The sequence below is a fragment of the Cytobacillus gottheilii genome (assembly GCF_900166665.1).
GTDB classification, from domain to species: domain Bacteria; phylum Bacillota; class Bacilli; order Bacillales; family Cytobacillaceae; genus Cytobacillus; species Cytobacillus gottheilii_A.
In genome coordinates this window covers 2,683,613-2,709,413 of sequence record NZ_LT800494.1, presented here as the reverse complement: position 1 = coordinate 2,709,413, position 25,801 = coordinate 2,683,613, and the positions used below count along the sequence as shown (strand labels likewise).

The 25,801-nt window shown below is 39.0% G+C and carries 23 protein-coding genes and 1 tRNA gene; 19 read left to right on the top strand and 5 right to left on the bottom strand.

Annotated features, from left to right (window positions below; all coding sequences use genetic code 11):
- Window positions 1-192: 192 nt before the first annotated feature.
- Both B7E07_RS13380 and B7E07_RS13375 read right to left on the bottom strand, forming a co-directional pair.
- Window positions 193-402 carry a hypothetical protein gene (locus tag B7E07_RS13380; protein ID WP_080846334.1) on the bottom strand — a complete coding sequence of 70 codons (210 nt, stop codon included), beginning with the start codon at window positions 400-402 and terminating at the stop codon, window positions 193-195.
- Between the two features lie 30 nt (window positions 403-432).
- A complete protein-coding gene (locus B7E07_RS13375) occupies window positions 433-876 on the bottom strand; it encodes a DUF6376 family protein (RefSeq protein WP_139785637.1) in 444 nt (147 codons plus the stop codon).
- Window positions 877-1,035: 159 nt separating this feature from the next.
- On the opposite strand from B7E07_RS13375, the gene B7E07_RS13370 reads away from it, so the two are divergent.
- A complete protein-coding gene (locus B7E07_RS13370; RefSeq protein WP_080846333.1) occupies window positions 1,036-2,784 on the top strand; it encodes an ABC transporter transmembrane domain-containing protein in 1,749 nt (582 codons plus the stop codon).
- Between the two features lie 4 nt (window positions 2,785-2,788).
- Complete coding sequence (locus B7E07_RS13365; protein WP_080846332.1) at window positions 2,789-4,585, top strand: ABC transporter ATP-binding protein; 1,797 nt, start codon at window positions 2,789-2,791, stop codon at window positions 4,583-4,585.
- Window positions 4,586-4,635: 50 nt separating this feature from the next.
- Here the strand turns inward: B7E07_RS13365 and B7E07_RS13360 are convergent, their stop codons facing one another.
- Complete coding sequence (locus B7E07_RS13360; protein ID WP_373886055.1) at window positions 4,636-4,848, bottom strand: Spo0E family sporulation regulatory protein-aspartic acid phosphatase; 213 nt, start codon at window positions 4,846-4,848, stop codon at window positions 4,636-4,638.
- 324 nt (window positions 4,849-5,172) lie between these two features.
- On the opposite strand from B7E07_RS13360, the gene B7E07_RS13355 reads away from it, so the two are divergent.
- The 3 genes from B7E07_RS13355 to B7E07_RS13340 all read left to right on the top strand — a co-directional run bounded on the left by B7E07_RS13355 (window position 5,173) and on the right by B7E07_RS13340 (window position 7,653).
- On the top strand, window positions 5,173-5,880 hold the full coding sequence (locus B7E07_RS13355) for a cytochrome c biogenesis CcdA family protein (RefSeq protein ID WP_080846331.1): 708 nt from the start codon (window positions 5,173-5,175) through the stop codon (window positions 5,878-5,880).
- Window positions 5,881-6,080: 200 nt separating this feature from the next.
- Entirely contained in the window at window positions 6,081-6,440 is a 360-nt protein-coding gene (locus B7E07_RS13350; protein ID WP_080846330.1) for a response regulator, read from the top strand.
- A gap of 730 nt (window positions 6,441-7,170) precedes the next feature.
- Window positions 7,171-7,653 (top strand): CcdC family protein, encoded by a 483-nt coding sequence (locus tag B7E07_RS13340; RefSeq protein WP_080846328.1) that lies wholly within the window; start codon window positions 7,171-7,173, stop codon window positions 7,651-7,653.
- A gap of 143 nt (window positions 7,654-7,796) precedes the next feature.
- Here the strand turns inward: B7E07_RS13340 and B7E07_RS13335 are convergent, their stop codons facing one another.
- A complete protein-coding gene (locus tag B7E07_RS13335) occupies window positions 7,797-8,222 on the bottom strand; it encodes a DUF2621 domain-containing protein (protein ID WP_080846327.1) in 426 nt (141 codons plus the stop codon).
- 237 nt (window positions 8,223-8,459) lie between these two features.
- On the opposite strand from B7E07_RS13335, the gene B7E07_RS23785 reads away from it, so the two are divergent.
- From B7E07_RS23785 to B7E07_RS13305, 7 genes are all read left to right on the top strand, one after another.
- Window positions 8,460-8,556, top strand: a tRNA-Sec gene (locus B7E07_RS23785).
- A gap of 195 nt (window positions 8,557-8,751) precedes the next feature.
- On the top strand, window positions 8,752-9,837 hold the full coding sequence (locus B7E07_RS13330; RefSeq protein ID WP_080846326.1) for a nitric oxide synthase oxygenase: 1,086 nt from the start codon (window positions 8,752-8,754) through the stop codon (window positions 9,835-9,837).
- 566 nt (window positions 9,838-10,403) lie between these two features.
- The gene (locus B7E07_RS13325; RefSeq protein ID WP_080846325.1) at window positions 10,404-11,927 is read left to right on the top strand and encodes a DHA2 family efflux MFS transporter permease subunit; all 1,524 of its coding nucleotides are present in this window, start codon (window positions 10,404-10,406) and stop codon (window positions 11,925-11,927) included.
- 635 nt (window positions 11,928-12,562) lie between these two features.
- The gene (locus B7E07_RS13320; protein ID WP_080846324.1) at window positions 12,563-14,584 is read left to right on the top strand and encodes a lipoteichoic acid synthase; all 2,022 of its coding nucleotides are present in this window, start codon (window positions 12,563-12,565) and stop codon (window positions 14,582-14,584) included.
- 125 nt (window positions 14,585-14,709) lie between these two features.
- Complete coding sequence (locus tag B7E07_RS13315; protein WP_080846323.1) at window positions 14,710-15,321, top strand: SAM-dependent methyltransferase; 612 nt, start codon at window positions 14,710-14,712, stop codon at window positions 15,319-15,321.
- A gap of 96 nt (window positions 15,322-15,417) precedes the next feature.
- The gene (locus tag B7E07_RS13310; RefSeq protein ID WP_080846322.1) at window positions 15,418-16,455 is read left to right on the top strand and encodes a VanW family protein; all 1,038 of its coding nucleotides are present in this window, start codon (window positions 15,418-15,420) and stop codon (window positions 16,453-16,455) included.
- 358 nt (window positions 16,456-16,813) lie between these two features.
- Window positions 16,814-18,526, top strand: a complete 1,713-nt coding sequence (locus tag B7E07_RS13305) for a methyl-accepting chemotaxis protein (RefSeq protein ID WP_176215204.1) — start codon at window positions 16,814-16,816, stop codon at window positions 18,524-18,526.
- Window positions 18,527-19,052: 526 nt separating this feature from the next.
- Here the strand turns inward: B7E07_RS13305 and B7E07_RS13300 are convergent.
- A complete protein-coding gene (locus B7E07_RS13300) occupies window positions 19,053-19,325 on the bottom strand; it encodes a phage holin family protein (protein ID WP_080846320.1) in 273 nt (90 codons plus the stop codon).
- Window positions 19,326-19,483: 158 nt separating this feature from the next.
- Between B7E07_RS13300 and B7E07_RS13295 the strand changes: the two genes are divergently transcribed.
- From B7E07_RS13295 to B7E07_RS13265, 7 genes are all read left to right on the top strand, one after another.
- Entirely contained in the window at window positions 19,484-19,702 is a 219-nt protein-coding gene (locus tag B7E07_RS13295; protein WP_080846319.1) for a DUF1659 domain-containing protein, read from the top strand.
- A gap of 36 nt (window positions 19,703-19,738) precedes the next feature.
- On the top strand, window positions 19,739-19,957 hold the full coding sequence (locus B7E07_RS13290) for a DUF2922 domain-containing protein (protein WP_080846318.1): 219 nt from the start codon (window positions 19,739-19,741) through the stop codon (window positions 19,955-19,957).
- A 104-nt stretch (window positions 19,958-20,061) separates the two neighbouring features.
- A complete protein-coding gene (locus tag B7E07_RS13285; RefSeq protein WP_080846317.1) occupies window positions 20,062-20,199 on the top strand; it encodes a YvrJ family protein in 138 nt (45 codons plus the stop codon).
- Window positions 20,200-20,403: 204 nt separating this feature from the next.
- Window positions 20,404-20,604, top strand: a complete 201-nt coding sequence (locus tag B7E07_RS13280; protein WP_080846316.1) for a cold-shock protein — start codon at window positions 20,404-20,406, stop codon at window positions 20,602-20,604.
- Between the two features lie 237 nt (window positions 20,605-20,841).
- The gene (locus tag B7E07_RS13275; protein ID WP_080846315.1) at window positions 20,842-21,423 is read left to right on the top strand and encodes a DUF421 domain-containing protein; all 582 of its coding nucleotides are present in this window, start codon (window positions 20,842-20,844) and stop codon (window positions 21,421-21,423) included.
- 82 nt (window positions 21,424-21,505) lie between these two features.
- Entirely contained in the window at window positions 21,506-22,651 is a 1,146-nt protein-coding gene (locus tag B7E07_RS13270; protein ID WP_080846314.1) for an exonuclease SbcCD subunit D, read from the top strand.
- Window positions 22,648-25,785, top strand: a complete 3,138-nt coding sequence (locus tag B7E07_RS13265; RefSeq protein WP_080846313.1) for an AAA family ATPase — start codon at window positions 22,648-22,650, stop codon at window positions 25,783-25,785. The genes B7E07_RS13270 and B7E07_RS13265 overlap by 4 nt, the downstream gene beginning before the upstream one ends.
- Window positions 25,786-25,801: the final 16 nt, after the last annotated feature.

Sequence of the window (25,801 nt, the reverse complement as noted above, 5' to 3'; positions counted from 1 at the left end):
GTCAGTAGATGGAGGGAAGATACATAACTCAAACCAGTTAGCTAACTAGGTAAATCTTTTAAAACACAAATGAAAGTCGAAAAATATAAAAAGACGAACAGTTCAATGTCTGTTCGTCTTTCTCGTATGATCTTCTTAAGATTATAGGATTTATTTAACATTCTCAAAAGGTGATTGAAGTATAAACCTAATTCAACGATTCCCTTTTCGATCCCCAATATATTTCCATAAATGGTATGTTCCCCAAAAAAGGGTTGCACTTACAAGCAGAAAGACTGGTGCCATTAATGGCCGTCCTACGAAATAACTTGAACCAAATATAATGATTCCTATTATAACAAGTAAATACGGAACCAAAAGAATCCAATAACGTTTATCTTTAAAAGTATGAAAACTAAACATAAAGCCCCCTATAAACTGGAGTGATTTTTCTTATAGTCCTAAATTTTCAATCCTGTTAAAAAGTTCGTTCGCTTCTTGAATGGTAGTGAAGAGCTCAGAGTTTTCAATATTGTTCATTACAAGATGACCATTTTCCAGAAGGTTATTAATTTCTGTTAATAACGCTTCGTTCTGTTGAACAAATTCTGCGTGAAGATCTTCTGCTAGGGAAGGAATATCTGTAAGCTGAATAAATTCTTCGATTTCTGTTTTTACATGCAGCAGCTGTTCTTCAAGTTCTGCGTGAACAGCTGGATCTGTTACGGCCTCTTGAATAAGTTCAGGTGCTTCCTCTGCAAACTTGTTTAGTGTCTCTACATGAGCAGTTGTTTCATTTATATAGTCTAATGAATTATTCACTTCTCCTAAAAAAGAACATCCGCTTATAACCGCAGCTAACATACTAATGAATAGTAGTTGTAGTAGTCGTTTCAATTTTCCCGCATCCTTTCTTAAATCACTTCATGTCATATCATACGGGTGAATACGAAAAAGGTTTCATTCTGTTCTTATATGCTAAAATTAAATCTTCCTTATTTTTTAAATATTTGATAAACTGAATTGGTTATTATGGAAGAACGTGGAGGACAACATATGAGGGTATTTGCGGATTTAATGTGGTTTTTTAAACAAGAAAAGAAGGCATATATAACAGGGATTTTCCTGCTTTTGTTTGTGGCGGTTCTTCAGCTGATTCCGCCTCGAATTGTTGGTATTTTTGTTGATCATATTATTGATAACACGCTGACAGCGCAAACGATCTTTTTTTGGATTGGGGTTTTGGTGTCATGTGCCATTGCCATGTATGTGCTTCGTTATTTTTGGCGGATTATGATTTTTGGCTCTTCCGTTAAGCTGGCGAGGTTGCTTCGGAACAATCTTTATCACCATTTCACCAAGATGTCGCAAGCATTTTATCAAAAAAAACGTGTCGGTGATTTAATGGCGCATGCTACCAATGATTTATCAGCTATTCAGCAAACTGCAGGTGCAGGAGTATTAACATTAGTTGATTCTTTGGCAACTGGGGGAGCCGTGATTATCGCTATGGCGGCAACGATCAGCTGGAAGCTCACGCTAATTGCTCTCATTCCGATGCCGCTGATGGCCATTCTTACGAGCTGGTATGGGACATTGCTTCATAAACGTTTCCATAAAGCACAGGAGGCATTTTCAGATTTAAATGATAAAACCCAGGAGAGCATTTCTGGAATCAAGGTCATTAAGACGTTTGGCCAGGAAAAGGAAGATATTGAAGATTTCCGAAAACAGTCTGAAGATGTTGTGAACAAGAATGTTTCAGTAGCAAAAGTGGATGCCTTATTCGATCCGACAATCAGCATAATTGTTGGTGTGTCTTTTTTTCTATCCATTGCTTTTGGAGCACGGTTTGTTCTTGCAGGCGAAATTACAATTGGTGAGCTTGTTTCTTTTACAACGTATTTGAGTCTTTTGGTATGGCCCATGCTCGCGTTCGGCTGGCTGTTTAATATTGTCGAGAGGGGAAGAGCCTCATATGATCGGGTCAGGTTGTTACTAGCAGAGAAAGTGGATATTCAAGAAGATTCATATGCCAGCACCGACGTTCCTAGCGGAGACCTAATGTACCAGATTGATTCATATACATATCCCGGAGCAAATGCTCCTGTCTTAACAGATATCCGCTTTGAATTGAAAAAAGGGCAAACTCTCGGGATTGTCGGAAAAACGGGTGCAGGGAAAACAACGCTATTAAAGCTATTAACACGTGAGTTTGAAGGAGAAAAAAGCGATATTCTCTTTAACGGCCTATCGATTAAAAAATACAAACTAGACAGCCTGCGGGCAGCCATTGGCTATGTTCCGCAAGAACACTTTCTATTCTCCAGTACGGTTGCCCAAAATATTGCGTTTACAAGTCCCCAAATAGATACTGAGCGAATCTATGATGCTGCAAGGCTATCACATATTCATGAAGATATCCTCCAATTTACAGACGGATATGAAACGGTCGTTGGGGAACGGGGCGTTTCACTCTCTGGAGGACAAAAGCAGCGAATTTCGATCGCAAGGGCACTCCTGATGAATCATGAAGTCCTTGTATTAGATGATAGCTTATCAGCGGTGGATGCTAAGACGGAAGAAGCGATATTGAGCTCCTTAAAGGAAGAAAGAGAGAATAAAACCACGATCATTACAGCGCATCGGTTAAGTGCTATTCAGCATGCCGATCTTATTATCGTATTGGACGGCGGAACGATCATACAGCGTGGAACACATGAAGAGCTAATGGCAACAGAAGGCTGGTATAAATCCATGTTTTTACGTCAGCAATTAGAAGAACTTGTGGAGTACGGAGGGTAGCGAAATGGAAAAAACACCAGTTATAACGGGTAAAGAGCAGAGAACGATCTTATTTCGTCTATTATCCTATACAAAACCGCATAAAAAAACGATCTTACTTGCCTTCAGCCTCCTTTTGATTACAACAATAGGAGATATACTAGGACCGATCCTTGTCAGTATTTTCATTGATGACTATTTACGGCCGGAGAATCTGATTGCAGGACCGTTGATCATGCTTGGTGCAGCCTATATAGGGATTCAAGTTACGAACTTGATCGTTTCCTATTTTCAGCTGTTAAAATTCCAGGAAATCGCATTAAAAATTATTCAGCAGCTGAGAATTGATGTCTTTACAAAGGTACAGGCGCTCGGTTTAAAATATTTTGATAAAACACCTGCCGGCAGCATTGTCTCCCGAGTTACCAATGATACGGAAGCAATCAAAGAGATGTTTGTCAGTGTCCTGGTTACTTTTATCCAAGGCGGTTTTTTATTAATCGGTATTTTTACCGCAATGTTTATCCTGAATGTGAAGCTTGCCTTATTCTGCTTAGTTATTTTGCCGCTCATTTTTATTATTATGGCCGCTTACAGAAAATACAGCTCGGTGTTTTACCAGGATCTGCGTGAACGCTTGAGCCAGCTGAATGCAAAGCTAAGTGAATCACTGCAGGGAATGGCGATTATTCAAGTGTTTCGCCAAGAAAATAGAATGCGAGATGAATTTGACGAAATAAATGAAGCGCACTATAAAGCAGGGATACGCAACATTAAAATGGACGGATTGCTGCTGCGGCCGGCCATTGATCTTGTCTATGTGCTCGCTTTAATAATTGTTTTAAGCTTTTTCGGCTTTGATTCCTTAAATAGTCCTGTCGAAATAGGGATCATTTATGCATTTGTCAGTTACCTGGATCGCTTTTTTGAGCCGGTAAATAATATTATGCAGCGATTATCAATGTATCAGCAGGCAATTATTGCAGCCTCACGCGCTTTTAAGCTACTTGATGAATCTGAATTGGCTCCAAATCAGCCTGAAAATAATGGGCTGCAAATAGCAGAGGGAGAAATTGAATTCCGCAATGTTTCATTTTCATATGATGGAAAAAGGGATGTCTTAAAAAATATCAGCTTCAAAGCTAAACCAGGAGAAACGGTGGCTCTCGTCGGACATACTGGAAGCGGAAAGAGTTCCATCATTAATATGATGATGAGATTTTATGAATATGAGCGCGGCGATATTTTAATTGATGGACAATCGATTAAACAGTATGGCAAAGAAGAGCTCCGCAAAAAGCTGGGACTCGTTCTGCAGGACCCGTTTCTTTTCTATGGAACGATTAAGGATAATATTAGGCTTTATAACGAGGATCTTTCAGATGAAGAAATGAAACAATCAGCAGAATTTGTTCAGGCTCATCATTTCATTCAGCAGTTGGAAGACCAATATGAACATAAAGTCGTGGAAAGAGGTTCAACCTTTTCTAGCGGACAGCGCCAGTTAATAGCTTTTGCCAGAACCATTGCTTCAAATCCAAAAGTTTTGGTTCTCGATGAGGCGACGGCTAATATTGATACTGAGACAGAAGAGGCGATCCAGTTTGCATTAAATAAGATGCGAAAAGGCAGAACGACGATTGCGATTGCTCATCGGTTATCAACGATTCAAGATGCTGAGCAAATACTGGTTCTTCATCAGGGGGAAATTGTCGAAAGAGGGAGCCATCAGGAATTGCTGGCTCAAAAAGGGCTGTATCATAAGATGTATTTATTGCAGAATGGTTCTGTGGAAGTCGTTGAGGATGCGGTAGGAACTTAAATGGCAGAAAATAAAAAGAATGCAGGGTGCCTTGAAAGGTGTCCTGCATTCTACGCTTTTTTTAGAAAGGTGCGGTTGTATTCGTTTAATAAGGTATCCAGCTCTTGACTGTACTTGATTGCATCAGTAGAGTTTAATCCGCTTGACATAGCTACTTGTATTAATTCTGTTCGTTTTTTTTCAATTAATGCAAGCAATTCTTTTTTATTCACGGCTGGAAATCCCTTCATATCAATTTCACCTTCAACAAATAATACAGACATATAAACCACCCATGTAAATCTCAAGAAATTGTCACAAAAAATGTTAGCTCCTATCTAGTATAACGAATGTTGGTAATTAATTCAAAAGAAACTTTTGTAAAACTTTAGGATGTCTAAAGAAAGTAACATTTGCTGAGTTTTTGTAACATAGAAATATAGTGGACATCTATTTAGATAATAGGTTAGAATTACGGGTAGCTTACATATTGAACAATGATTCTAATTTTTTCTATATGACATAAATTGTTCACATTTAAACCTGTCTTTTTTCTTGTTTGTTTTGCTAGAATAAACATGGTCACTATATGATCGGGAGTTGTTACTATGACAGATATTAATTTATTTCTTGCCCTCGGTGCTGGGTTTTTAAGTTTTATTTCTCCGTGCTGCTTACCTTTATATCCTGCTTTTTTATCCTACATAACCGGTATGTCTGTTGGGGAATTAAAGAATGACAATGCGATGCTGCAGAAGAGAAGCTTATTGCATACAGCAGCATTTTTAGTTGGCTTTTCTATTATTTTTATCGCACTTGGTTTTAGTTCTTCCTTTATCGGGGAATTTTTCAGAGAGTACAATAATCTTATAAGGCAAATTGGCGCGATATTCATTGTGATCTTTGGTTTAATGATTGTGGGACTTATCACTCCAGAATTTTTAATGAAGGAAAGACGCTTTGAATTTAAGAACAGACCTGCGGGATATTTCGGCTCTGTCTTAATTGGTCTTGCTTTTGCAGCAGGATGGACACCTTGCATGGGGCCGATTCTTGTTTCTGTCATTGCATTGGCGGCTGCTAACCCAAGTTCAGGTATTTTCTATATGATTGCTTATACTTTAGGCTTTGCCGTTCCATTTTTTGCTCTATCATTTTTTATTGGCAAGCTGCAATGGATTAAAAAACATAATGTGAAATTTATGAAAATCGGCGGATATATCATGATTGTAATGGGAGTCATCTTATTTTTTGATTGGATGACCATGATTATTTCCTATTTCACCGCTTTAACGGGCGGATTTAAAGGATTTTAATTTTCTTAAAAGCAAGGAAGAATGCCTGACAATACAAGCAATTTCTATTGCTCTTAAGTTTTTCGCAAAATTTGTCGGTCGCTTTGAATTGAAATTATGAAATAAATTAGGTATATTGGATTATGTAATTCTTAAGTAGACAGCTGTATTTTACATATAAAAACCGAATTTACCGTCGCCGTATCGAGGGGGAAACATCAATGGCAAAAATTTTAATCGTGGATGATGCGAAATTTATGAGACTAACGCTTTCAAACATATTAAAAAAGGCGCAGTATGAGATTGTAGGCGAAGCGGAAACGGGATTAGAAGCAATTCAACTTTACCGTGAACTGCAGCCGGATCTTGTAACTTTGGACATTACCATGCCTGAAATGAGCGGTCTTGAAGCAATGAGAGAGATTAGGAAGGAATTCCCTTCTGCTAAAATCATAATGTGCTCAGCAATGGGGCAGCAGAAAATGATCGTCGAAGCAATTGAATCAGGCGCAAAGGATTTTATCGTTAAGCCATTTGACGAGTCACGCGTTTTAGATGCGGTAGAAAGAGTTTTGAACTAAGTTGAGCTGAAAAATTGCATTTGGTGAAGAAGGAGTTTGGTTATGAATGAATTGTGTTCAACTAACCTTGCTCTTCAAACGGTAATTCACACTGAATTTAATAAGCGACAATGCTTGGAACCTTATGTTTCCAAGCATTTTTTTTGGACTGGTTTTGCTGCGATTTGAGGAGAAATTCTACTTATTTTAGAAAACAGCCGCATTTCGGGTGGAGGAAATAAGCTGATGTTTTACACTTATTTTCGTAAATGAGTTCTTTGCATTCAAATAAGCGGAGATTTTGCACTTATTTTCATAAATGAGTTCTTTGCGATTCAAATAAGCGGAGATATTACGCTTATTTTCAGTATTTAGCTTTTTTCGGGCAAAATAAGCGGAGATTTTACGCTTATATTGAAAAAACCCTTCCAAATTCATGTTTTTCGTATAGATAGTCGGAATTTCTCCGTCTATTTAAGCACATTTGAAGTGATTTTACGATTTAAACGGAATTCTTCCGCCTATTTATGAGATTTGGAATTCTGGTATTTTAAAAAAACCAAAAGGAATATCTCTGCAATTGCCATCCATGCCACATGAACCGCAATTCCTCCATCTATATATCCACATCCCCGCTATAATAGAGACCGATTAACTATGAAAACCAAACAATATCCTCATAAAAGGTGACTCCCTCCATGAGTTGCGATATAATAGGGAAGTCAAAATCATAAAAAAAGGATGTCTTTGTATGAACATGGTAGTTGCTTCTTCAATAGGTGCAGTGCTCATGGCCATTTTTGCTATGTTTATCCGAATGAAGTCTGCTGAAAAACCAGCAACCGCTAAAAAAATTATTTTACCGCCGATGTTTATGAGCACAGGGGCTCTTATGTTTATTTTTCCTGACTTTCGAGTAACGCCCATTGAAATGCTGGAGGCCATCCTCGTAGGCATGCTGTTCTCTATATTGCTGATTAAAACATCTAAATTTGAAATTAAGGAAAATGATATATATTTAATTCGCTCTAAAGCATTTATCTTTATCCTGATCGGACTGCTAGTTATCCGAATCGTGGCCAAGTCTATTCTCAGTACGACGATTGATGTCGGTCAGCTTGGAGGCATGTTCTGGATTCTAGCTTTTGCAATGATCGTGCCGTGGCGAATTGCTATGTATATTAATTTTAAAAAGCTCCAGAACACCATCCTATTAAGTAAAAATGCAATCTGATGAGTAAACGTTCAAGATCTAAAAAATGCCCCAGCATCTGCTGGAGCATTTTTTTATGAAAATATAGCAGAGCAAACTTTTCGTAAAGCAATACGGTGCTCACCTCGTACGCGGAACTTATTCCGTACTTTTCTTTCAATCTGCTAAAACAAATGTTCATAAGGAACGGTACTGATTCGACTTTCATCAAGCTTCTTGCGGAGAAATTTGTGATCTCTTTTTGGTGTGGCTAAAATATAGCCTCGAATCACTAAATCCTGATTAACAGCTTTTGCTTTCTCTCTCACAGCAAGCTCGCCAATCTTTCCCGCAATTTTCTGCCGTGCTACATCCCTGAATAATTCTGGAACAGGGCTGACTAGATCCTCGAGCAGTTCTTTTTCCTCTTGCTTCCATAAATGCTTTGTTTCTTTTACAAAATGCTCTTCCCAATCCATATCAGACTTGCCATCTTCCTTCGGCAAACGCTTTAAAAATTTGCGGAACATAAAAAAACCGCCAATGGCAAAGGAACCGAGCAACACTACAATCCAAAATAAAATAAACCATAAAAACCAGCCGTCAAGCATTATATTCACCTACACCCAAATATTCTGATCCTATTATAAACCTTGTTTCTCTATCAGACAAGAATCCATTCAGACGCGTTCAAAGTATTCTGCCATTTGAGCGTTCATCATAATGTAACATTTATATAGAATCAGCAAGGAGTTAGCTATTGAAAGATTACGTAAAAAATAGTACCATATTACAGTGTAACAATAAATGATTATTCAAAAATCATACATATTGTCAGCTTTAGAAATGGGGCCGAATGGGGTACTGGTGTCCTCCGTAGTCTTCAAAACTATTTGTGACCGCCGTGAGCGGTCAGCTGGGTTCGATTCCCAGACGGTCCCGCCACCAATGCTACTAATACTTATATCATTTGCTTAACTGCTGAATAGGCAGTTTTTTTTATACAATCAGAATTTATAAATGGCAGCACATAGAGCTATGTGCGCCTTTCAAGCCTGCCACTCGGCAAGTTTTATTTTATAAAGAAAGAATCCGAAATGAAAGCAATTGAATGCCAAATAGAAAATAGGAGGTTCACTCTTGAAACTAGATATAAGCACAGAAGCAAAAGAATTTATACAGCTCTGTTATCAAGAGCTCGGCAAAAGCATTGAAGAGATTGAGGCGCGGATTCGGGAAATTGATAGGATTATTGAAGCAACTGGAACATATGAACATACCTTTGAAGAGCTGGCTTATGGAGCAAAGCTGGCATGGCGTAACAGTAACCGCTGTATTGGGAGATTGTTCTGGGAGCAGTTAACCGTTTTGGACAAAAGACAAACAAAGAACGAAGAGGAAATGTTTGCAGCCTTGAACGATCATATTCAATTTGCAACGAATGAGGGGAGAATTCGACCGGCAATCACGATTTTCCCTCAGAAAAAGGACAATCAGACCTTTCGAATCTGGAATCACCAGCTGATCCGTTATGCTGGCTATGAAACAGAGGAAGGAGTCATTGGGGATCCTCATTCAGCTGCGTTTACAAAGGAATGCATGGACCTTGGCTGGAAGCCTCAATACGGGATGTTCGATCTTTTGCCAGTTGTGGTGCAAATCAATGATCAGCCTCCTCAGTGGAAGGAACTGCCGCTTGAAATCATTAAAGAAGTAGAGATCGAACACCCAGATTATCCGGATTTCCGGGATTTAGGCTTAAAATGGTATGCCGTTCCCGTCATTTCTGAAATGAAATTGGAGATTGGCGGAATTGAGTATAGTGCAGCTCCATTTAATGGATGGTATATGGGCACAGAAATTGGAGCGAGAAACTTTGCTGATGAGGAACGGTACAATCTTTTGCCTAAGGTAGCTGCTTTACTTGGATTGGATACAGCATTAAACGCAACGTTATGGAAGGATCGCGCCCTTGTTGAATTAAATGCGGCTGTCCTTTATTCATACAAGAAAAATGGTGTCAGCATAGTAGACCATCATACGGCTGCAAAGCAGTTCAAACGATTTGAACAAATAGAAGCAGATCAGAACAGAGAGGTAACGGGAGACTGGACATGGCTCATTCCGCCAATTTCACCAGCAGCTACACATATTTTTCATTCCTCCTATGAAAATAAAATCAAAAAACCGAATTATTTCTATCAGAGTGCACCGTATACAGAATGATTAGCATTGAAATAGACAGTCGAAAAAAAAGCTGGGACATAAGTATTTAACACACTAAGAGAACCGAATGGTTAGGAAGTTATTTTTCTAATCATTCGGTTTTTTTATGATTAGAAAATATATTTTATTAATATGAGAGTAATGGAGCGGAGGACTCTCGACTCCGGAGGGAAATAGAGGAAAAGGTAAGACCCCGCAGCGCAGGTGGAACGGACTTGTTTAAATACCCAAACTAAGATGTTTTATATTTGTGTTTTAGAAAGATTAATTTCGTTTTGTCCCAGCCTTTTTCTTTTTCGTTCTTTTCTAAATCATTGCTGTTTAAATCATCACTTTTTAAAGGAGCATTTAGTCATATCTTGCAAAAACAGCCTTTTTTTTACTTTTTTAAGATCAATTTAAAAGGAAAAGGGGAAGGATAATTCCTATAAAGTTCAGAAAAAATAAATTTAGGAAATCGAAGAAGTTTTGATTGCATAAAGTGATGGGGTGTTATATGATATTGCCTATGACATAGAACAAAGGTACAAATTAATGTACCAACAGTACAATAAGAGGTGAAAACAATGGAAGAAAAACAAAATTCGACTACACGGCCTCCGTACGGCATTATTGCAGTTTTAATGATTGGTGCATTTATTGCTTTTTTAAATAATACACTGCTTAATATCGCCTTGCCGTCTATAATGGATGATCTAAAAATTGAACCAACCACAGTGCAGTGGCTAACGACAGGCTTTATGCTTGTTAACGGAGTCTTGATTCCCATGACTGCGTTCTTAATTCAAAAATATTCAGTGCGTCGCTTATTCCTTGTGGCAATGACTTTGTTTACAATTGGAACACTTATTTGCGGAATTGCACATGAATTTCCAATTCTGCTTTCAGGAAGAATGCTGCAGGCATCTGGTTCGGCTATTATGATGCCATTATTGATGAATGTTATGCTTGTTAGCTTTCCAATTGAAAAAAGGGGAGCAGCGATGGGGATTTTTGGTTTAATCCTTATGGCAGCCCCAGCGATCGGGCCAACATTATCCGGCTGGATTGTTGAGAATTATGACTGGAGAATGCTTTTCCACTTTGTCACTCCAATAGCCATCATTGTTTTGTTGATCGGTTTCTTCTTACTAAAAGATAAGAAAGAAAAAGTAAGTATTCGTCTGGATCTGATCTCTGTTGTGTTATCCAGTGCCGGCTTTGGCGGTATTTTATATGGATTCAGTTCTGCAGGGACTAAAGGATGGGATAGCCTGCACGTGATCATACCGCTTGCTGTAGGTCTTGTGTCACTTGTAACCTTTATTCTGCGTCAGAGATCACAAGCTATGCCAATGCTGAATTTTGGTGTCTTTAAGTTCCCAATGTTCGCTTTGTCTTCTGTTATTACCATGACAATGAATATGGCGATGTTCTCTGGTATGCTGTTAATTCCTATTTATGTACAAACGATTCGCGGCATTTCACCATTAGATGCAGGCTTAATGATGCTGCCGGGTGCATTGGTGATGGCCTTTATGTCACCAATTACAGGAAGATTATTCGACAAAATCGGCGGACGTATTCTGGCCGTTATCGGATTAACAATTACGGTAATCACAACATATTTCTTTAGTAATTTAACAATGGATATCACGTATACACAGCTGGTTATTTTAAACTCTGTGCGCATGCTTGGGATGTCGATGGTGATGATGCCAGTATCAACCAATGGCCTTAATCAGCTTCCAACGAAATTTTACCCGCATGGTACTGCGATGAATAACACATTAAACCAAGTTTCAGGTGCGATTGGTACAGCATTGCTTGTCACGATCATGACAACGCAAAGTGAGCACTATGCAAAAGATCTTGCGGCAGATGCATTACAGCAAAGCGGCGGTGTACAGCCAACCGGGGAGGCTGCAGCTCAATTGCAGCAGCAGATTATGATGCAATCCACCCTAGATGGAATTAATGATGCATTCTTAGTAGCAACTGGAATTGCCGCGGTAGCATTAATCCTGGCCTTCTTTATTAAACGTTCTAAACAGGCAGAAGAACCAGCTGAAGAACCGCAAAAATTTTCACCGAAATTAGCTAAAAACTAAGAACAAAAGTATACTGCTCGGTAAGAGAGAGGGGCAGAATGATGCTTCTCAGTGACACATGAGGCTGGGACATAGTATTTAACACACCCAAAGAACCGAATGGTTAGGAAGTCATCTTTCTTCATTCGGTTTTTTTATGATTATAAAAATATTTTATTAACATGAGTGAAATGGAGCGGAGGACTCTCGATTCCTGTGGGCAATAGAGGAAAAGGTGAGACCCCGCAGCGCAGGTGGAACGGACTTGTTTAAATATAATACACAAACCAAGATATAGAGGGTTAGATCAGCCGCCGATTTTGTCGAATGGAAATCATTGGACATTATTGAAGGCTTGTTTTATACTAAATATCGCCAGTTCACTCTGCGCAGTATCATACAAGCAAACAAATGGGCACAATACAATTATAGAAAAGGGTCTTCATTCTATAAGCATTCATTTGCAATATAATTAATAAATTTCTGTCAAATTGCGGATACTTGACTTAATGAAAAATCGGAGTATAGTTATATAACTGTGATCATAATTTTTGACACACAGGCTAAAATAACCATTTATTGGTTAGGGAAGTTTATCATATATAAAATAGAATGCTAATATGCTATAATAGTGTGCTAGAAGGTAGGTGCAAGAAATGAACAACTTATTGAGTAAAGGTCAAAGTATTTTCAGTAAATATATTGGCTTTTTCTTTTTAGCTGTGTTCTTCCTTTGGATGAAAACGTACATTGTACAATTAACACAATTTGAACTCGGAATTGAAAATACACTGCAAAAAACATTGTTATTCTTAAATCCACTCGGATCAGCAATCCTGTTCCTGGGTGTTGCGTCATTTTTTAAAGGCCGCAGAAAGTATATTGCCTTAATGGTTCTTTACTTTTTCATGTCGTTTTTACTTTATGCTAACACCGTCTACTACAGATTTTTTAATGACTTTATTACACTGCCGACGTTGACACAAACGCAAAACTTCGGTGATGTCAGCAGCAGTGTGCTATCCCTTTTACGACCATATGACCTTTTATTCTTTGCTGATTTTGCATTTTTACTCATGCTGCTTGTGTTTAAATTTGCAAAGATTGAAATGAAGGATATGAGCCGCCGAAAAGCTGCTGCGGTCTTTTCACTCGCATTAGCGATTTCAAGTGCAAATCTTGGTTTAGCGGAAACAGACCGTCCTCAGTTATTAACTAGAGGATTTGACCGCAACTATATCGTGAAATATTTAGGTATGTACAACTATACTATTTACGATGCTGTTCAGAGTACAAAAGCGTCGGCACAGCGTGTTATGGCTGATAGCAATGACACAACTGAAGTGGTAAACTTTACTTCTTCTAATTATGCTGAGCCAAACCAAAAATACTTCGGCATCGCTGAAGGAAAAAATGTGATTTATATTCATCTTGAGTCCATTCAAACATTCCTGATGGATTATAAATTGCATGGCGAAGAGGTTACACCTTTCTTAAATTCAATGACAAGAGATGAAAATACACTTTATTTTGATAATTTCTTCCATCAGACAGCACAGGGGAAAACAGCTGATGCAGAATTTATCCTTGAGAACTCTTTATACGGACTTCCGCAAGGCTCTGCATTTACAACAAAGGGAATGAATACGTATCAGTCTGCTCCTGCAATCCTGGGGCAAAAAGGATATTCATCTGCTGTATTCCACGGTAATTCGGGCACGTTCTGGAATCGGAATGAAATTTACAAATCCTTTGGTTACAATCACTTCTTTGACAGTAATTACTATGAGTTAAATGAAGAAGATATGGCAGATTATGGACTTATGGACAAGCCGTTTTTTGAGCAGTCTCAAAGCCTGCTTGAATCATTGCCGCAGCCATTCTATACAAAGTTTATTACGGTATCGCATCATTACCCATATCCATTAGCAGAAGATAAAGCAACAATTGCAGCTCACACTACTGGAGATAAATCAGTCGATAATTATTTCCGTACAGCAAGATATGCAGATGAAGCGTTAGAGGAGTTTTTCAATTATCTGAAGGAATCTGGTCTATATGACAATTCTGTAATTGTGATGTATGGTGATCACTATGGAATCTCAAGCAACCATACAAAAGCTATGGAACAAGTTTTAGGCCATGAAGTTGGTGCATTTGAACAAACAGGTCTGCAGCGTGTACCGTTATTTATTCGCGTACCAGGAATGGAAGGCGGAATAGATCATGAATATGGCGGACAAATTGACTTAATGCCAACTTTAATGCATTTGCTTGGTATTGATACAAAGGATTACTTGCAATTCGGAACGGATCTATTGTCAGAACAACATGATGACGTTACACCTTTCCGAAATGGTGACTTTGTCAGCTCGACGATTACGTCTATTTCAGGTAAATTTTACGATTCCATTACAGGTGAGCTGATTGAAGATGAAGCTCGCTTGAAAGAAGCAGAAGAAATGCAGGCAGTGGTTGAGAACAAACTTGCATTATCAGATAAAGTCGTTAATGGTGACTTGCTTCGTTTTTATGAACCTGAAGGCTTTGAACCTGTAGATCGTTCACAGTACAATTACACGGCTCCTCAGGATGAAGAAACTGCTGAAGATCAAGAAGATCAGACAGAAGAATCATCCACAGAGCAACAAAATACTAGAACTGAAGATACAGAATAAGAAGACCATACATCCGGATGATTAGAGATCATATCTCTAATCATTCGGATTTTTTATTATTGCTTAATGGCACTTTTAGTTTTGAACGTGCCTTTTCCATATAATAAAGAGAGGTGATTCCATACATGTTAACCGAAGGACAATACGATCAACAGTTAAATATTTCGACATTAGACCAAGAGCTTAGTGTTATTGCTTCCTATCATTATCATCGTTATGAGCCGACTCCCTATCAGGCCCTTGATGAATTGTTTAAACAGTATGAGCTATCTGCAGATGACCATATTGTTGATTATGGCTGTGGAAAGGGAAGATTAAATTTTTATAGCCATCATTATTTTCAAAATGCAGCGACAGGGATTGAAATGAATAAACAATTTTATCATCAGGCACTTAAAAATAAAGAAACCTATAAGAACAGATCGAGGGCTTCTGCTGAGAAAATTCAATTTGAATGTATTTTGGCAGAGGAATATAAAATAAAGGCATCACAAAATCGATTTTATTTCTTTAATCCTTTCACTGTTCAGATTTTTATAAAGGTGATCAATAATATCCTTATGTCAGCAGAAGAATACTGGAGAGATATCGAGCTGATTTTTTATTATATTGACAATGATTATGTTGATTTTTTAGAAAAGAATCCATGTTTTGAACTAAAAAAGGAAATTGATTTATCATCTATGTATAAAAAAAATCAATATGAACGTTTTCTTATATATAAACTCGTCTATTAGCTAATTTCTTTGGTTAGCAATATTTCCTTACATATCCTTCCTTTTCTGACCATACATATAATTGAATCCAAATTTTATGTATATGTAGGGGGAAGCATGAGAAAAAGAGTTCGCTTAATCAGCGTTTGGACCATTTTAGGCATTGGCCTTCTCAGTGGTTGTTCTGGACAAGAAACGGTTGAAGAAGAATTAAAAAAGGAAATTGTTCAGCTTGAAAAGAAAATTGTAGAGCTAGAACGATTATCGCAGGAAACGGAAGAAAAAAAGAAGAACGTGGAAACCGAAACAAAAACGGAAGCGGAAGAACCTCTGTCTGTTTCAATCGTTGATCCCGAAACAAAAGAGGTCATTCGAACAATTGATCCGGTGGAGTTAGGCTACAGCGAAAATCTGGATGCGTATAAACAAGAGCTGGCAAAATGGGCGAGAGAGCTTGCTCGAGGCACAGAGGATCAGACTGGCTACGACAAGCGTATGTATCCTGACAAAATAAGTGCTGATGGCAGTGTTGTTAAAGGGACACCAAGAGTTATCCTGGAAGAAAAAGAGCTGGTAGATAACATTTTGGCTCTTTCGGATAAAGGCGGTGAGGTAGAATTGCCTTTATACACGACGGCGAGCGGCTATGCTCCTGAAGATGCGAGCGTATTAAATGAAGTGGTTATTGCCTCCTATACAACTCATTATAATGCTCAAGTTGCTGGCAGAACAAAAAATATCGAGCTGTCGACAGAAGCAATCCACCAGGTGATTGTTGGAAAGGATGATATTTTTTCATTTAATACGACAGTAGGACCAAGTGACGAAGCACATGGCTATCAGCCTGCTGAAGAGGCGGTTAATGGCAAACTGGTCATGGGCATTGGCGGAGGGATCTGTCAAACGTCTTCAACGCTATTTAATGCGGTTGATCAATTGGCTGTTGAGTATGTTGAAAAGCATAACCATTCTGTAACCGTAGGATATGTGCCAGTCGGAAGAGATGCAACTGTTTCCTATGGAGGGCTTGATTTTCGTTTTCAAAACACTGCAGGTGCTCCCTTTTTGATTCATACAGTCATGAAGGATGGACAATTAACTGTAGAAATTCGTACAGCAAAAGAATATGAAAGCATCTTGAAGAAACGAGTGTAAGTCCAATTCAAGAAATGTTAAAAATGATGATAATACCTAGGGATGTTTGTCCAAGCCAGCAAACGGACAATGCATACAATAACATTGTAAGATCTCCTCCCTAATAGATCTTTGGTCTGCATTGTGGCCGCTAAACTCCAAGAGTTTGGCGGCATTTTTTTATGCTGAAAACAAGCGGAAGGTGAATGGTCACTTAAGCACACTCATATATTAACCCTTACTCTATGTACAGCTGTCATTAAAATACAGCTCCACTAAGCGAAATAGGATAAAAGTTGCTGACGTTTGGACCTAATCTATGGTACCTTATAAGTATAAAATCCTATTTACACCTACTATTCGACACGAGAGGAAGAGGATGATGAAAAAAAGCAAGAAAATGAAGATGACGGTAGCTAAAAAGCTGCTGTTTGGATTTTTCATTGTGTTTTTGCTGTTTGGCATTGTAGCTGGACTATCAAATTATGAGCTTGAAAATGTAAACAATCAATATGAAGAAATTATTGACGATCGCGTTCCTGTTGCGCTGACGGTAAAGGATTTAAAAATAGATTTATATAATCAGGCGAATGGTATAAATGGCTATTTGCTGACGGGTGATTCAACCTATTTGGAGGATTTTGAAAGCGCTCGTAAAAGGCTGATTCACTACATAGAAGCTTTAAAAGGAAGTGCAAACCATTCTGAATCTCAACAGCTGATCGAAGAGATTGATGCTTTGCATACTCAATTTTATGAAATTTCCGAAGAGCAAATCACATTAAAAATTCAGCAAAATGAAGCTGCTTATATGGAACTTGCGGAGACGGATGCAAAAGCTGTAGGGGAAGAATTTATTGCTGCAGCTGATCGTCTAGTAAAAGTTGAAGAAGATTTGTTATCACAGCAGACAGAGCAAACGGCTGCAGAAGTTAGCATGATACAAACGATTGTGCTGCTGAGCAGTATTTCTGCTATTATTTTAGGAATAGTTGTGGCGTATTTTATTGGCAGATCGATTTCAAATCCGATCAAGCTGGCTGCGAAAACGATTGACCGTGTGGCAGAAGGAGACTTAAGTCAAGGTAAAATAAAGGTGAAAAACCGTGATGAGATCGGAAGCTTTATTACATCCTTGAATAAAATGGTGACGGAATTAAGACTTTTAGTCGGACAAGTACGAGATACTTCCAGTCAAGTGGCCACCAGCAGTGAAGAAATGGCTGCAAGCTCTGAACAAAGTACACTTGCTTCTGAGCAGGTTGCTCATATTTCGCAATCGAATGTGGCTGAAACAGAATTGCAGTTAAACCAGTTTCAGGAGATTTCATTATCTGTTGATGAAATGTCATCAGGTATAAAGCAAATTTCCAAAAGCAGTGAAAAAATGCTGAATGCGACAGAAAAAGCAACTGAATTAACAGATAAAGGAACACATGCAGTTGAAAATGTCGTACAGCAAATGAAGGAGATCAATACATCTGTTGAAAACGCCACTGGGTACATTACGGCACTGAAAACACGCTCTGAAGAAATCAGCAATTTTGTCGGCATGATCACTTCCATTGCCGATCAAACGAATTTATTGGCATTAAATGCAGCGATTGAAGCTGCAAGAGCCGGTGAACATGGAAAAGGTTTTGCGGTGGTAGCGGATGAAGTGAGAAAGCTGGCAGAGGAATCAAAGAAATCCGCCGATCAAATTCAGCATATGGTTGACCTCATTCAAGGAGAAACAGAGCAAGCGGTTATTGCCATGGAAGAAGGCAATGCTCAAGTACACGAGGGACTGACAGATACAGAAAACGCCAATGCTGCTTTTATGGAGATCTTCACATCAATTGGAGATGTAATTGAAAGAGTGGCCGAGGTAAATGTCTCAATTGAATGTTTATCAAGTATTAGTGATAAAATTAACGAGCAAATTACGACGATTAAAGATATTTCTGAGCGCAATGTATCCTCCGCTCAAGAAACTTCTGCGGCTACGGAAGAACAGCTGGCAACAATGGAAGAGGTCGCTACTTCAGCAGAATCCTTAGCAAAACTGTCAGAAGACCTGCAGACAGTGGTTTCAAGATTTAAACTTTAATTGGACATAGATGTTATTAAATTCAAGATATAAAAAAGAGGCTGGGACATAAGTATTTAACACAACCACAGAACCGAATGGTTAGGAGGTCATCTTTCTAATCATTCGGTTTTTTATTTATGAATATATAATATATTTTATTAACAGAGTGAAATGGAGCGGAGGATCCTCGACTCCAGTGGGCAATAGAGGAAAGGGTGAGACCCCGCAGCAGCTTTGCTGCGAGGAGGCTCAGCTTCCTCCCCACGGAAAGCGAGGGTCCGCAGCGCAATGGAACGGACTTGTTTAATTACCCAATCAAATTATTGAATATTCGTGTTTTAGAAAGATTAATTTCGTTTTGTCCCAGCCTCTTATTTAAAAAGTTTTTTCCTCCTATCTACAGTGGTTATTTTGTTTTCCTTAAGCCTATCAAACACTGTATAAAAATGCAGACGTCTCGTCCATATGTAGCCAATTTGCCAGCAAGGCTGGCAAGTACAATTGGCAATTCACTTCCTAAAGAACTTACCGATCTAAGCCTGTGCTATTTTTTTTGTCTTTTTATCAATCCACCTTCCATTGTCTGCTTCAACATTTGATGCCCAAAAACAGCTACGCCGGCAGCTATGATCCCGTTTACAACCGATTCAAAAGTAAAGCCGTGAGCTAGACTTCCAATCATGATTGAACAAAGAAATAAAATCCAGATAATTGTCCAATCTGGAATAATCGGGGTATTTTTTAAAGCGGCTCCAATAACCCATAGAGCCGGTATTAGCATGACGTATTTTTGGTTCAGGAAAGTTAATAAATCCATCAAACCACCTCCTTTTTCCGGCTTCTCTATATCTTATGAAGCTGTACTAGAATTGCTTGTTTCATTAACCTGAGGGAATTCAACTAAATATAATTTAGATTGACCTGTCCTTTCCTTCGCTTTTTTTGTATATAAAAGCCGAAAGGAGGTGATCAGCCATGGCAGAAGCATTATTAATTGATTCCAAGTTGAAGCTTGCCTTTGAAACGGGATTAAACGAAAAGGGAGAGCCGATTTTAAAGTCAAAAACCTTTTCAAACATCAAAAGAGATGCATCAGCAGATGGGTTACTTTCCGCAGCACAAGCTGTCGGCAGTCTAACTGATACTCCACTCGTTTCTATTACAAGAAACGACAGCTACACGATTGCAGAATAATGAATTGGATCATAAGAAAGAAGGGAGGTGTAACTCATGGAAAAAACGCTGGAACTTACGTTTCTTACAAACCTGGATAAACAGGCGCGAATCTCAATTGATCAGCCAAAAGAGCCGATTGATCCTGATGCGGTGAAAGCAGCAATGGAGCAGATGATTGCCTCTGGTGTATTCCAAGGCAGCAATGGCAGTTATGCAGCCGCAAAAGAAGCAAGATTAGTAGAACGGACTGTTACATCCTATGAATTTGTTTAATTTTTTAGAGACCGGTAACTTCGTGTGCCGGTCTTGTTTTAACCTTCAGAACGCATCATGTGGCAGCAGCATGCTCCTGTAAAAATGAAAGGAGGGAAAATAGGATGGACGAGATTGTCCAAATGATAGGTGAAGTGGGCTTTCCGATTGTAGTAACCTTATTTCTACTTAGCCGGATCGAAGCAAAGCTTGATGTTGTAGTCTCCTCAATCCAAAGTTTACCTGAAAAGATGAAGCAATAGAGAGGGATAATAGGAACGGAAATTGTTGACAGTTTTAAAATATAATGCTAAGTTAAAGATAGCCGTTCTGCATCGCGTTATACTTTTTGAGCCACTTTTCCGTCTTTTCTATTAAGGTTAGGAACAGTAACTATCGGTAAAGCATAATCGTTGTAAATGGTGATTAAAGATGGCTAATGAACTAGTCAATAGGAGGATTTTTTCATGAAAAACGGTAAAGTAAAATGGTTTAATGCTGAAAAAGGATTCGGCTTCATCGAAGGCGAAGACGGAAACGATGTATTCGTACACTTCTCTGCAATCCAAACTGAAGGCTTCAAGTCTTTAGACGAAGGTCAAGAAGTATCTTTCGAAGTTGTTGAAGGTGCTCGTGGACCTCAAGCTTCAAACGTAAACAAACTATAATTGCTAACATACAAAGCAGCCTAGGCAAACGCCAGGGCTGCTTTTTCTATCTTCAGATTCTACTCCTTATATCATCAGTCCTCTTTTTGCATAATTCACCTAAAAAATCCAAACAATAGAATAACGATCTCACGTCTACCTTGCTGTTAATAACAGGAATGTAAACCGCCGCAACAGGCAACTGCTGCTTAAAGCATATTGATCGGCACAATTTTTTTAGAAGAAAGGTGAATAATTATGAACTTTGCTCTTGCAGCCCTCATAATGGTTTTTGCTGGTGTACTTCTTTTAAGACTGGCTGGCAGAAAATCGATTTCGCAGATGACCCTTGCAGAAACGGTTGTCATGATCTCCATCGGATCGATCATTGTTAAACCTATTGTAGAACAAAGCGTCTGGAAAACAGTCGTTGCCGCAGGGATTTTTGTGGCAGCCCTTGTCTTCATGGAAATTGTACAGTTAAAATTTAATGCAGTTGAAAAATTTATTACAGGCAAGTCAAAAGTTATCATTCAAGATGGCATCATTGATATTCATCAGCTAAAAAAACTGCGTATCTCTGTTGATGAACTCGAAATGCGCATTCGAATATCGGGTATTAGTAAGCTAGAGAATATTAAAACAGCAACACTGGAACCTAATGGACAAATTGGCTATGAATTAACGGATGAAGCAAAACCGCTTACTGTTGGGGAATTCAAAAGGTTAATGGGGCTTACCACACAGAACCCTATTACGGATCAAACACCTCCAGGGGAATTATTTTCAGAATTAGTAAATGGGGTACATAAAAAACATCATCCTTCAAAATTAAAATAATTAAAATAGAACAAATATTCCTATGCCCATTTCTGATTTGTTATAATAGATTCAAATAATAGGGAATGGGGAGGAATGGCAAATGAAGTTTATACATACGGCTGATTGGCATCTAGGGAAGCTCGTTCATGGTGTATATATGACAGAGGATCAGCGCTACTTTCTAGAGAGATTTGTTGAAGTTGTCGAAGAAGAAAAGCCGGATGCAGTTGTGATTGCAGGTGATTTATATGACCGTTCAGTTCCTCCAACTGAAGCGGTTGAACTGCTGAATGAAGTATTATTTAAAATAAATGTAGAGTTAAAGACACCAATTGTTGCGATAGGCGGCAACCACGATAGTGCTGAGCGCCTTTCTTTTGGAAGCTCATGGTATAAACAAAGCCAATTTTTTCTGGAGGGAAAGCTGCATTCTGCTTTTCAGCCAGTAACCGTTAATGGCGTAAACTTCTATTTAGTGCCTTATGCAGAACCTGGCATGGTGCGCCATTTGTTTGATGATGCAAGCATACAAAGCCATGACGATGCAATGAAACGAGTCGTTGGCGAGATCGAAAAAATTATCAATCCTGATGAACCGAATGTCCTGATTGGACATGCCTTTGTGCTAGGCGGAAAAACGAGTGATTCTGAGCGAACATTATCTGTTGGCGGTTCAGGCTGTGTTCACGCTGATGTTTTTTCACCTTTCAGCTATACCGCTTTAGGGCATTTGCATAGTCCGGATGCCATTAAACATGATACAGTCCGCTATTCTGGCTCTCTCTTAAAATATTCTTTTTCAGAAGCAAAGCAAAATAAATCTATATCCATCATCGATATGAAAGAAAATGGAGAGTTCGAACTTCGCACACGTACAATTCAGCCTAAAAAAGATATGAGGGAAATAGAAGGACACTTAGAGGAATTATTAGATCCTTCTTTCTATGAAAAACAAAATATAGAAGATTATTATAAAATTAATTTATTAGATGAAGGAGCTTTAATTGACCCGATTAACAAGCTCCGTCAAGTGTTTCCCAATGTGCTTCATTTAGAGCGGAAAATTTCGATAACGGATATGAAAAAGAAATCATCCTTCACCTCTATTAAGGATGGGAAAAAATCTGAGCTGGATCTTTTTCAGCAATTTTATGAGGAAATGACCACCTCTGCTTTTACCGACGAAAGAAAAGCGGCGATTGCGGATGTTATTGAAAAGGTACGGAAGGAGGAAGCATTGAAATGAGACCGTTAAAATTGACTATGCAAGCTTTTGGCCCATATGCAGGCAAAGAAGAGATCGACTTTACACAACTCGGGATGAGAACGATGTTTGTCATTTCAGGTAAAACAGGTGCAGGCAAAACGACGATTTTTGATGGAATCAGCTTTGCAATCTATGGAAAAGCAAGCGGAGAAGACCGGAATGGCAGTGATCTTCGCAGCCAATTTGCAAGTGAGAGTATGGCCACAGAAATCTCCTTAGAATTCTCGCTCAGAAATAAAACCTATTTTATCTCAAGATCTCCGCAGCAAATCAAGAAAAAAGAACGCGGAGACGGCACAACAACCGTTGGAGCCAAAGCAGAACTTTATGTGTACGATGAAGATGGCAAATTACAGCTTCTCGCCTCCAATGTACGCGATGTAGATGAAAAAATAAAAGAAATCATGATTATCGACAGCAATCAATTTCGGCAAATTTTAATGATTCCTCAAGGCGAATTCCGCAAATTGCTTACATCTGACAGCAAAGATAAAGAATTAATACTGCAGCGCCTATTCCATACAGAGCTTTATAAGAGAATCGAAGAGGTTTTAAAAGAAGAAGCATCACAATTGAAAAAAGCAGTGGAAAAAAGGCTAGAGGAACGATCTCAGGCGATTCAGCAAATTCATGCGTCTTTTTCTGATGAACTGAAAGCCTATATAGAGGCGGGAAGCACGAATGATGTAGTTATTCTTCCCCTTCTTCAAGAAGAGCTTTCCTTTATGGATGCTGCCCTTCAGCAGCTCATCAAGGCAGGCAAGACCGAGCAGGAGAAACGAAACAAACTCCAGCAAAAGCTCTATGAAGCTGAAAATATTGTTAAGCAGCTGGAAACAAAAGAAAGCCTGCAGCAACGTAAGATTGAATTGGATGGTTTAAAAACCACTGTGGAGCAAAAGGAAGCCGAGATTGCTCTTGCACACAAAGCGGCCATTCTGGAACAGCAGGAAGAAATATGCCACATGTTGAAGCGTGATTTAGATGAAGCCGAGCAGGAGCATCATCAAGCCGATACAAGATTGAAAGATTTAACCCAATTGCTTCAGCAGCATGAAGCGCGCTGGACGGCAGAACAGAATAAGGGAGAGGCACGAACCTCTGCTCAGGAAAACGTCCATCGTTTAAAAAACATTCAAGAGGATATTTATTCATTTGCGGCTGTCGAGACTGAAGCAATGGAAGCGAACAAAGATCTCCAGCAGTTAAAAGAGAAGCGTTCCGGGCTTGAGGGACAACAAATACAAATGGAAGCCAAGCTTGAAGAGTTAGCTGCAGAGAAAGGTAAATTAGAACAAAATCAGCTTCAATTTATGCAAAATGAGCATGTCATTGAAAAGCTTAACAATGAACTGCAAAAGCTGCAGCAGCTTAAAAATCAATATGATCGCTTCAATGAAGCAGATCACGTTCACAAAGAAAAAGAACAATACTATACAGCAACAAAACATCAGTTAGATGATGCAAAAGCAACTCAAGAAGCATTAGAGAACAAATGGCTGAAAGGCCAGGCTGCTGTGCTGGCTGGCAAATTGGCTGATGGAGAGGCTTGTTCTGTTTGTGGCTCGGAGCATCATCCCTTGCCTGCACATGCAAGCGGCGAAGTTCCAACCGATGAAGATTTAAAGGCTGCCAAGGAAAAGCTGGTCAAGGTGGAACAGCAAAAAGCCCAGGCAGAGTCCGCATTTTATCAGGCACAATCAACAAAACAAGCAATATTTGATACTTTGCATGATTTGGAAGAGGATATACGAAAAAACTCACCTGATTACCAAAAGGAGCAGCTGCCTTCTCTTTTTCATACAGCGAAAGAAAAGCTTCAGGAATTAACACTTACGCAAAAAGAGTACAGCAAAGAGAAAGAAAGACTATCTCAATGTGAACATCAATTGAAAACTGGTGAAGAAGCAAAGAAAAAGCTTCAAAACGAATTGCAAATCACCAGAGAAAAAGTGAATGATGCGACAATACGATATACCGAAAAACAAACAGAGCTGACACGAATGACAGCAAAAATACCTGCTGAGCTGCGATCTGTACAGCTTTATCAAAAGCAATTACAACAGGCAGAAAATGAATTGCAGGATTTGCACAATAAACTTGAAGCAGCACAAAAGATGTATCAGGATACACAATCGAAGCACGCTGCTGAAAAGGCCAGATTAGAGCTGCTGGAGAAAAATGCTGGTCACATCCGCGAAAAGCTTAAAGTGGAGCGCGAATTATTTGTAGATAACATGCAAAAGCAAGGCTTTACGGTATATGGAGAATATAAACAGGCTAAGCGTACGGAACAGCAGCTGCAGAACCTTGACAGCTACATCCGCAACTATAGAGAAGAGCTTCGTTCGGTAACAGACCGGATTTCTGAGCTGTCGGAGCTTCTCCGCCATGTAGAAAAGCCTGATTTGGAGGCAATGAGAAATCAGCTGAACGAATTGGACGAGCAAATCTCAATCCTGCAAGAGCAATACACATCATTAACGATCAAAAAAAGAGAAAATGAAGCAACAAAACAAAAAATTGATGACATAAATGACTCTATGAAGCAGCTGGAAGAGCGCTATCAGCTTATTGGCCATTTGGCTGATATATCAAAAGGACAGAATACGTACAGAATCACATTTGAACGTTTCGTTCTTGCCGCCTTTTTAGATGATATTTTACGAGAAGCAAACAGCCGTCTGACTAAAATGACGAGCGGACGCTATGAATTGCTCCGCAAAACAGACCGTTCTAAGGGAAATGTTCAAAGCGGACTTGAACTGCTGATTTTTGATCAATATACTGGACAGGAAAGACATGTGAAAACATTGTCAGGCGGTGAAAGCTTTAAAGCGTCACTTGCATTGGCGCTTGGCCTTGCAGATGTAGTTCAAAACTATGCCGGGGGAGTTTCACTTGAAACCATGTTTATTGATGAAGGCTTCGGTACCCTCGATCCTGAATCCTTAGATCAGGCAATCGAATCATTAATTGATATTCAAAGCAGCGGCCGACTCGTTGGCCTCATTTCACACGTTCCGGAGCTGAAGGAAAGAATAGATGCCAGATTAGAGGTAACAGCAACCCAAACAGGCAGCAAAACACAATTTCTACTGATGAATCATTAAGTTCTAATCGAAAGGA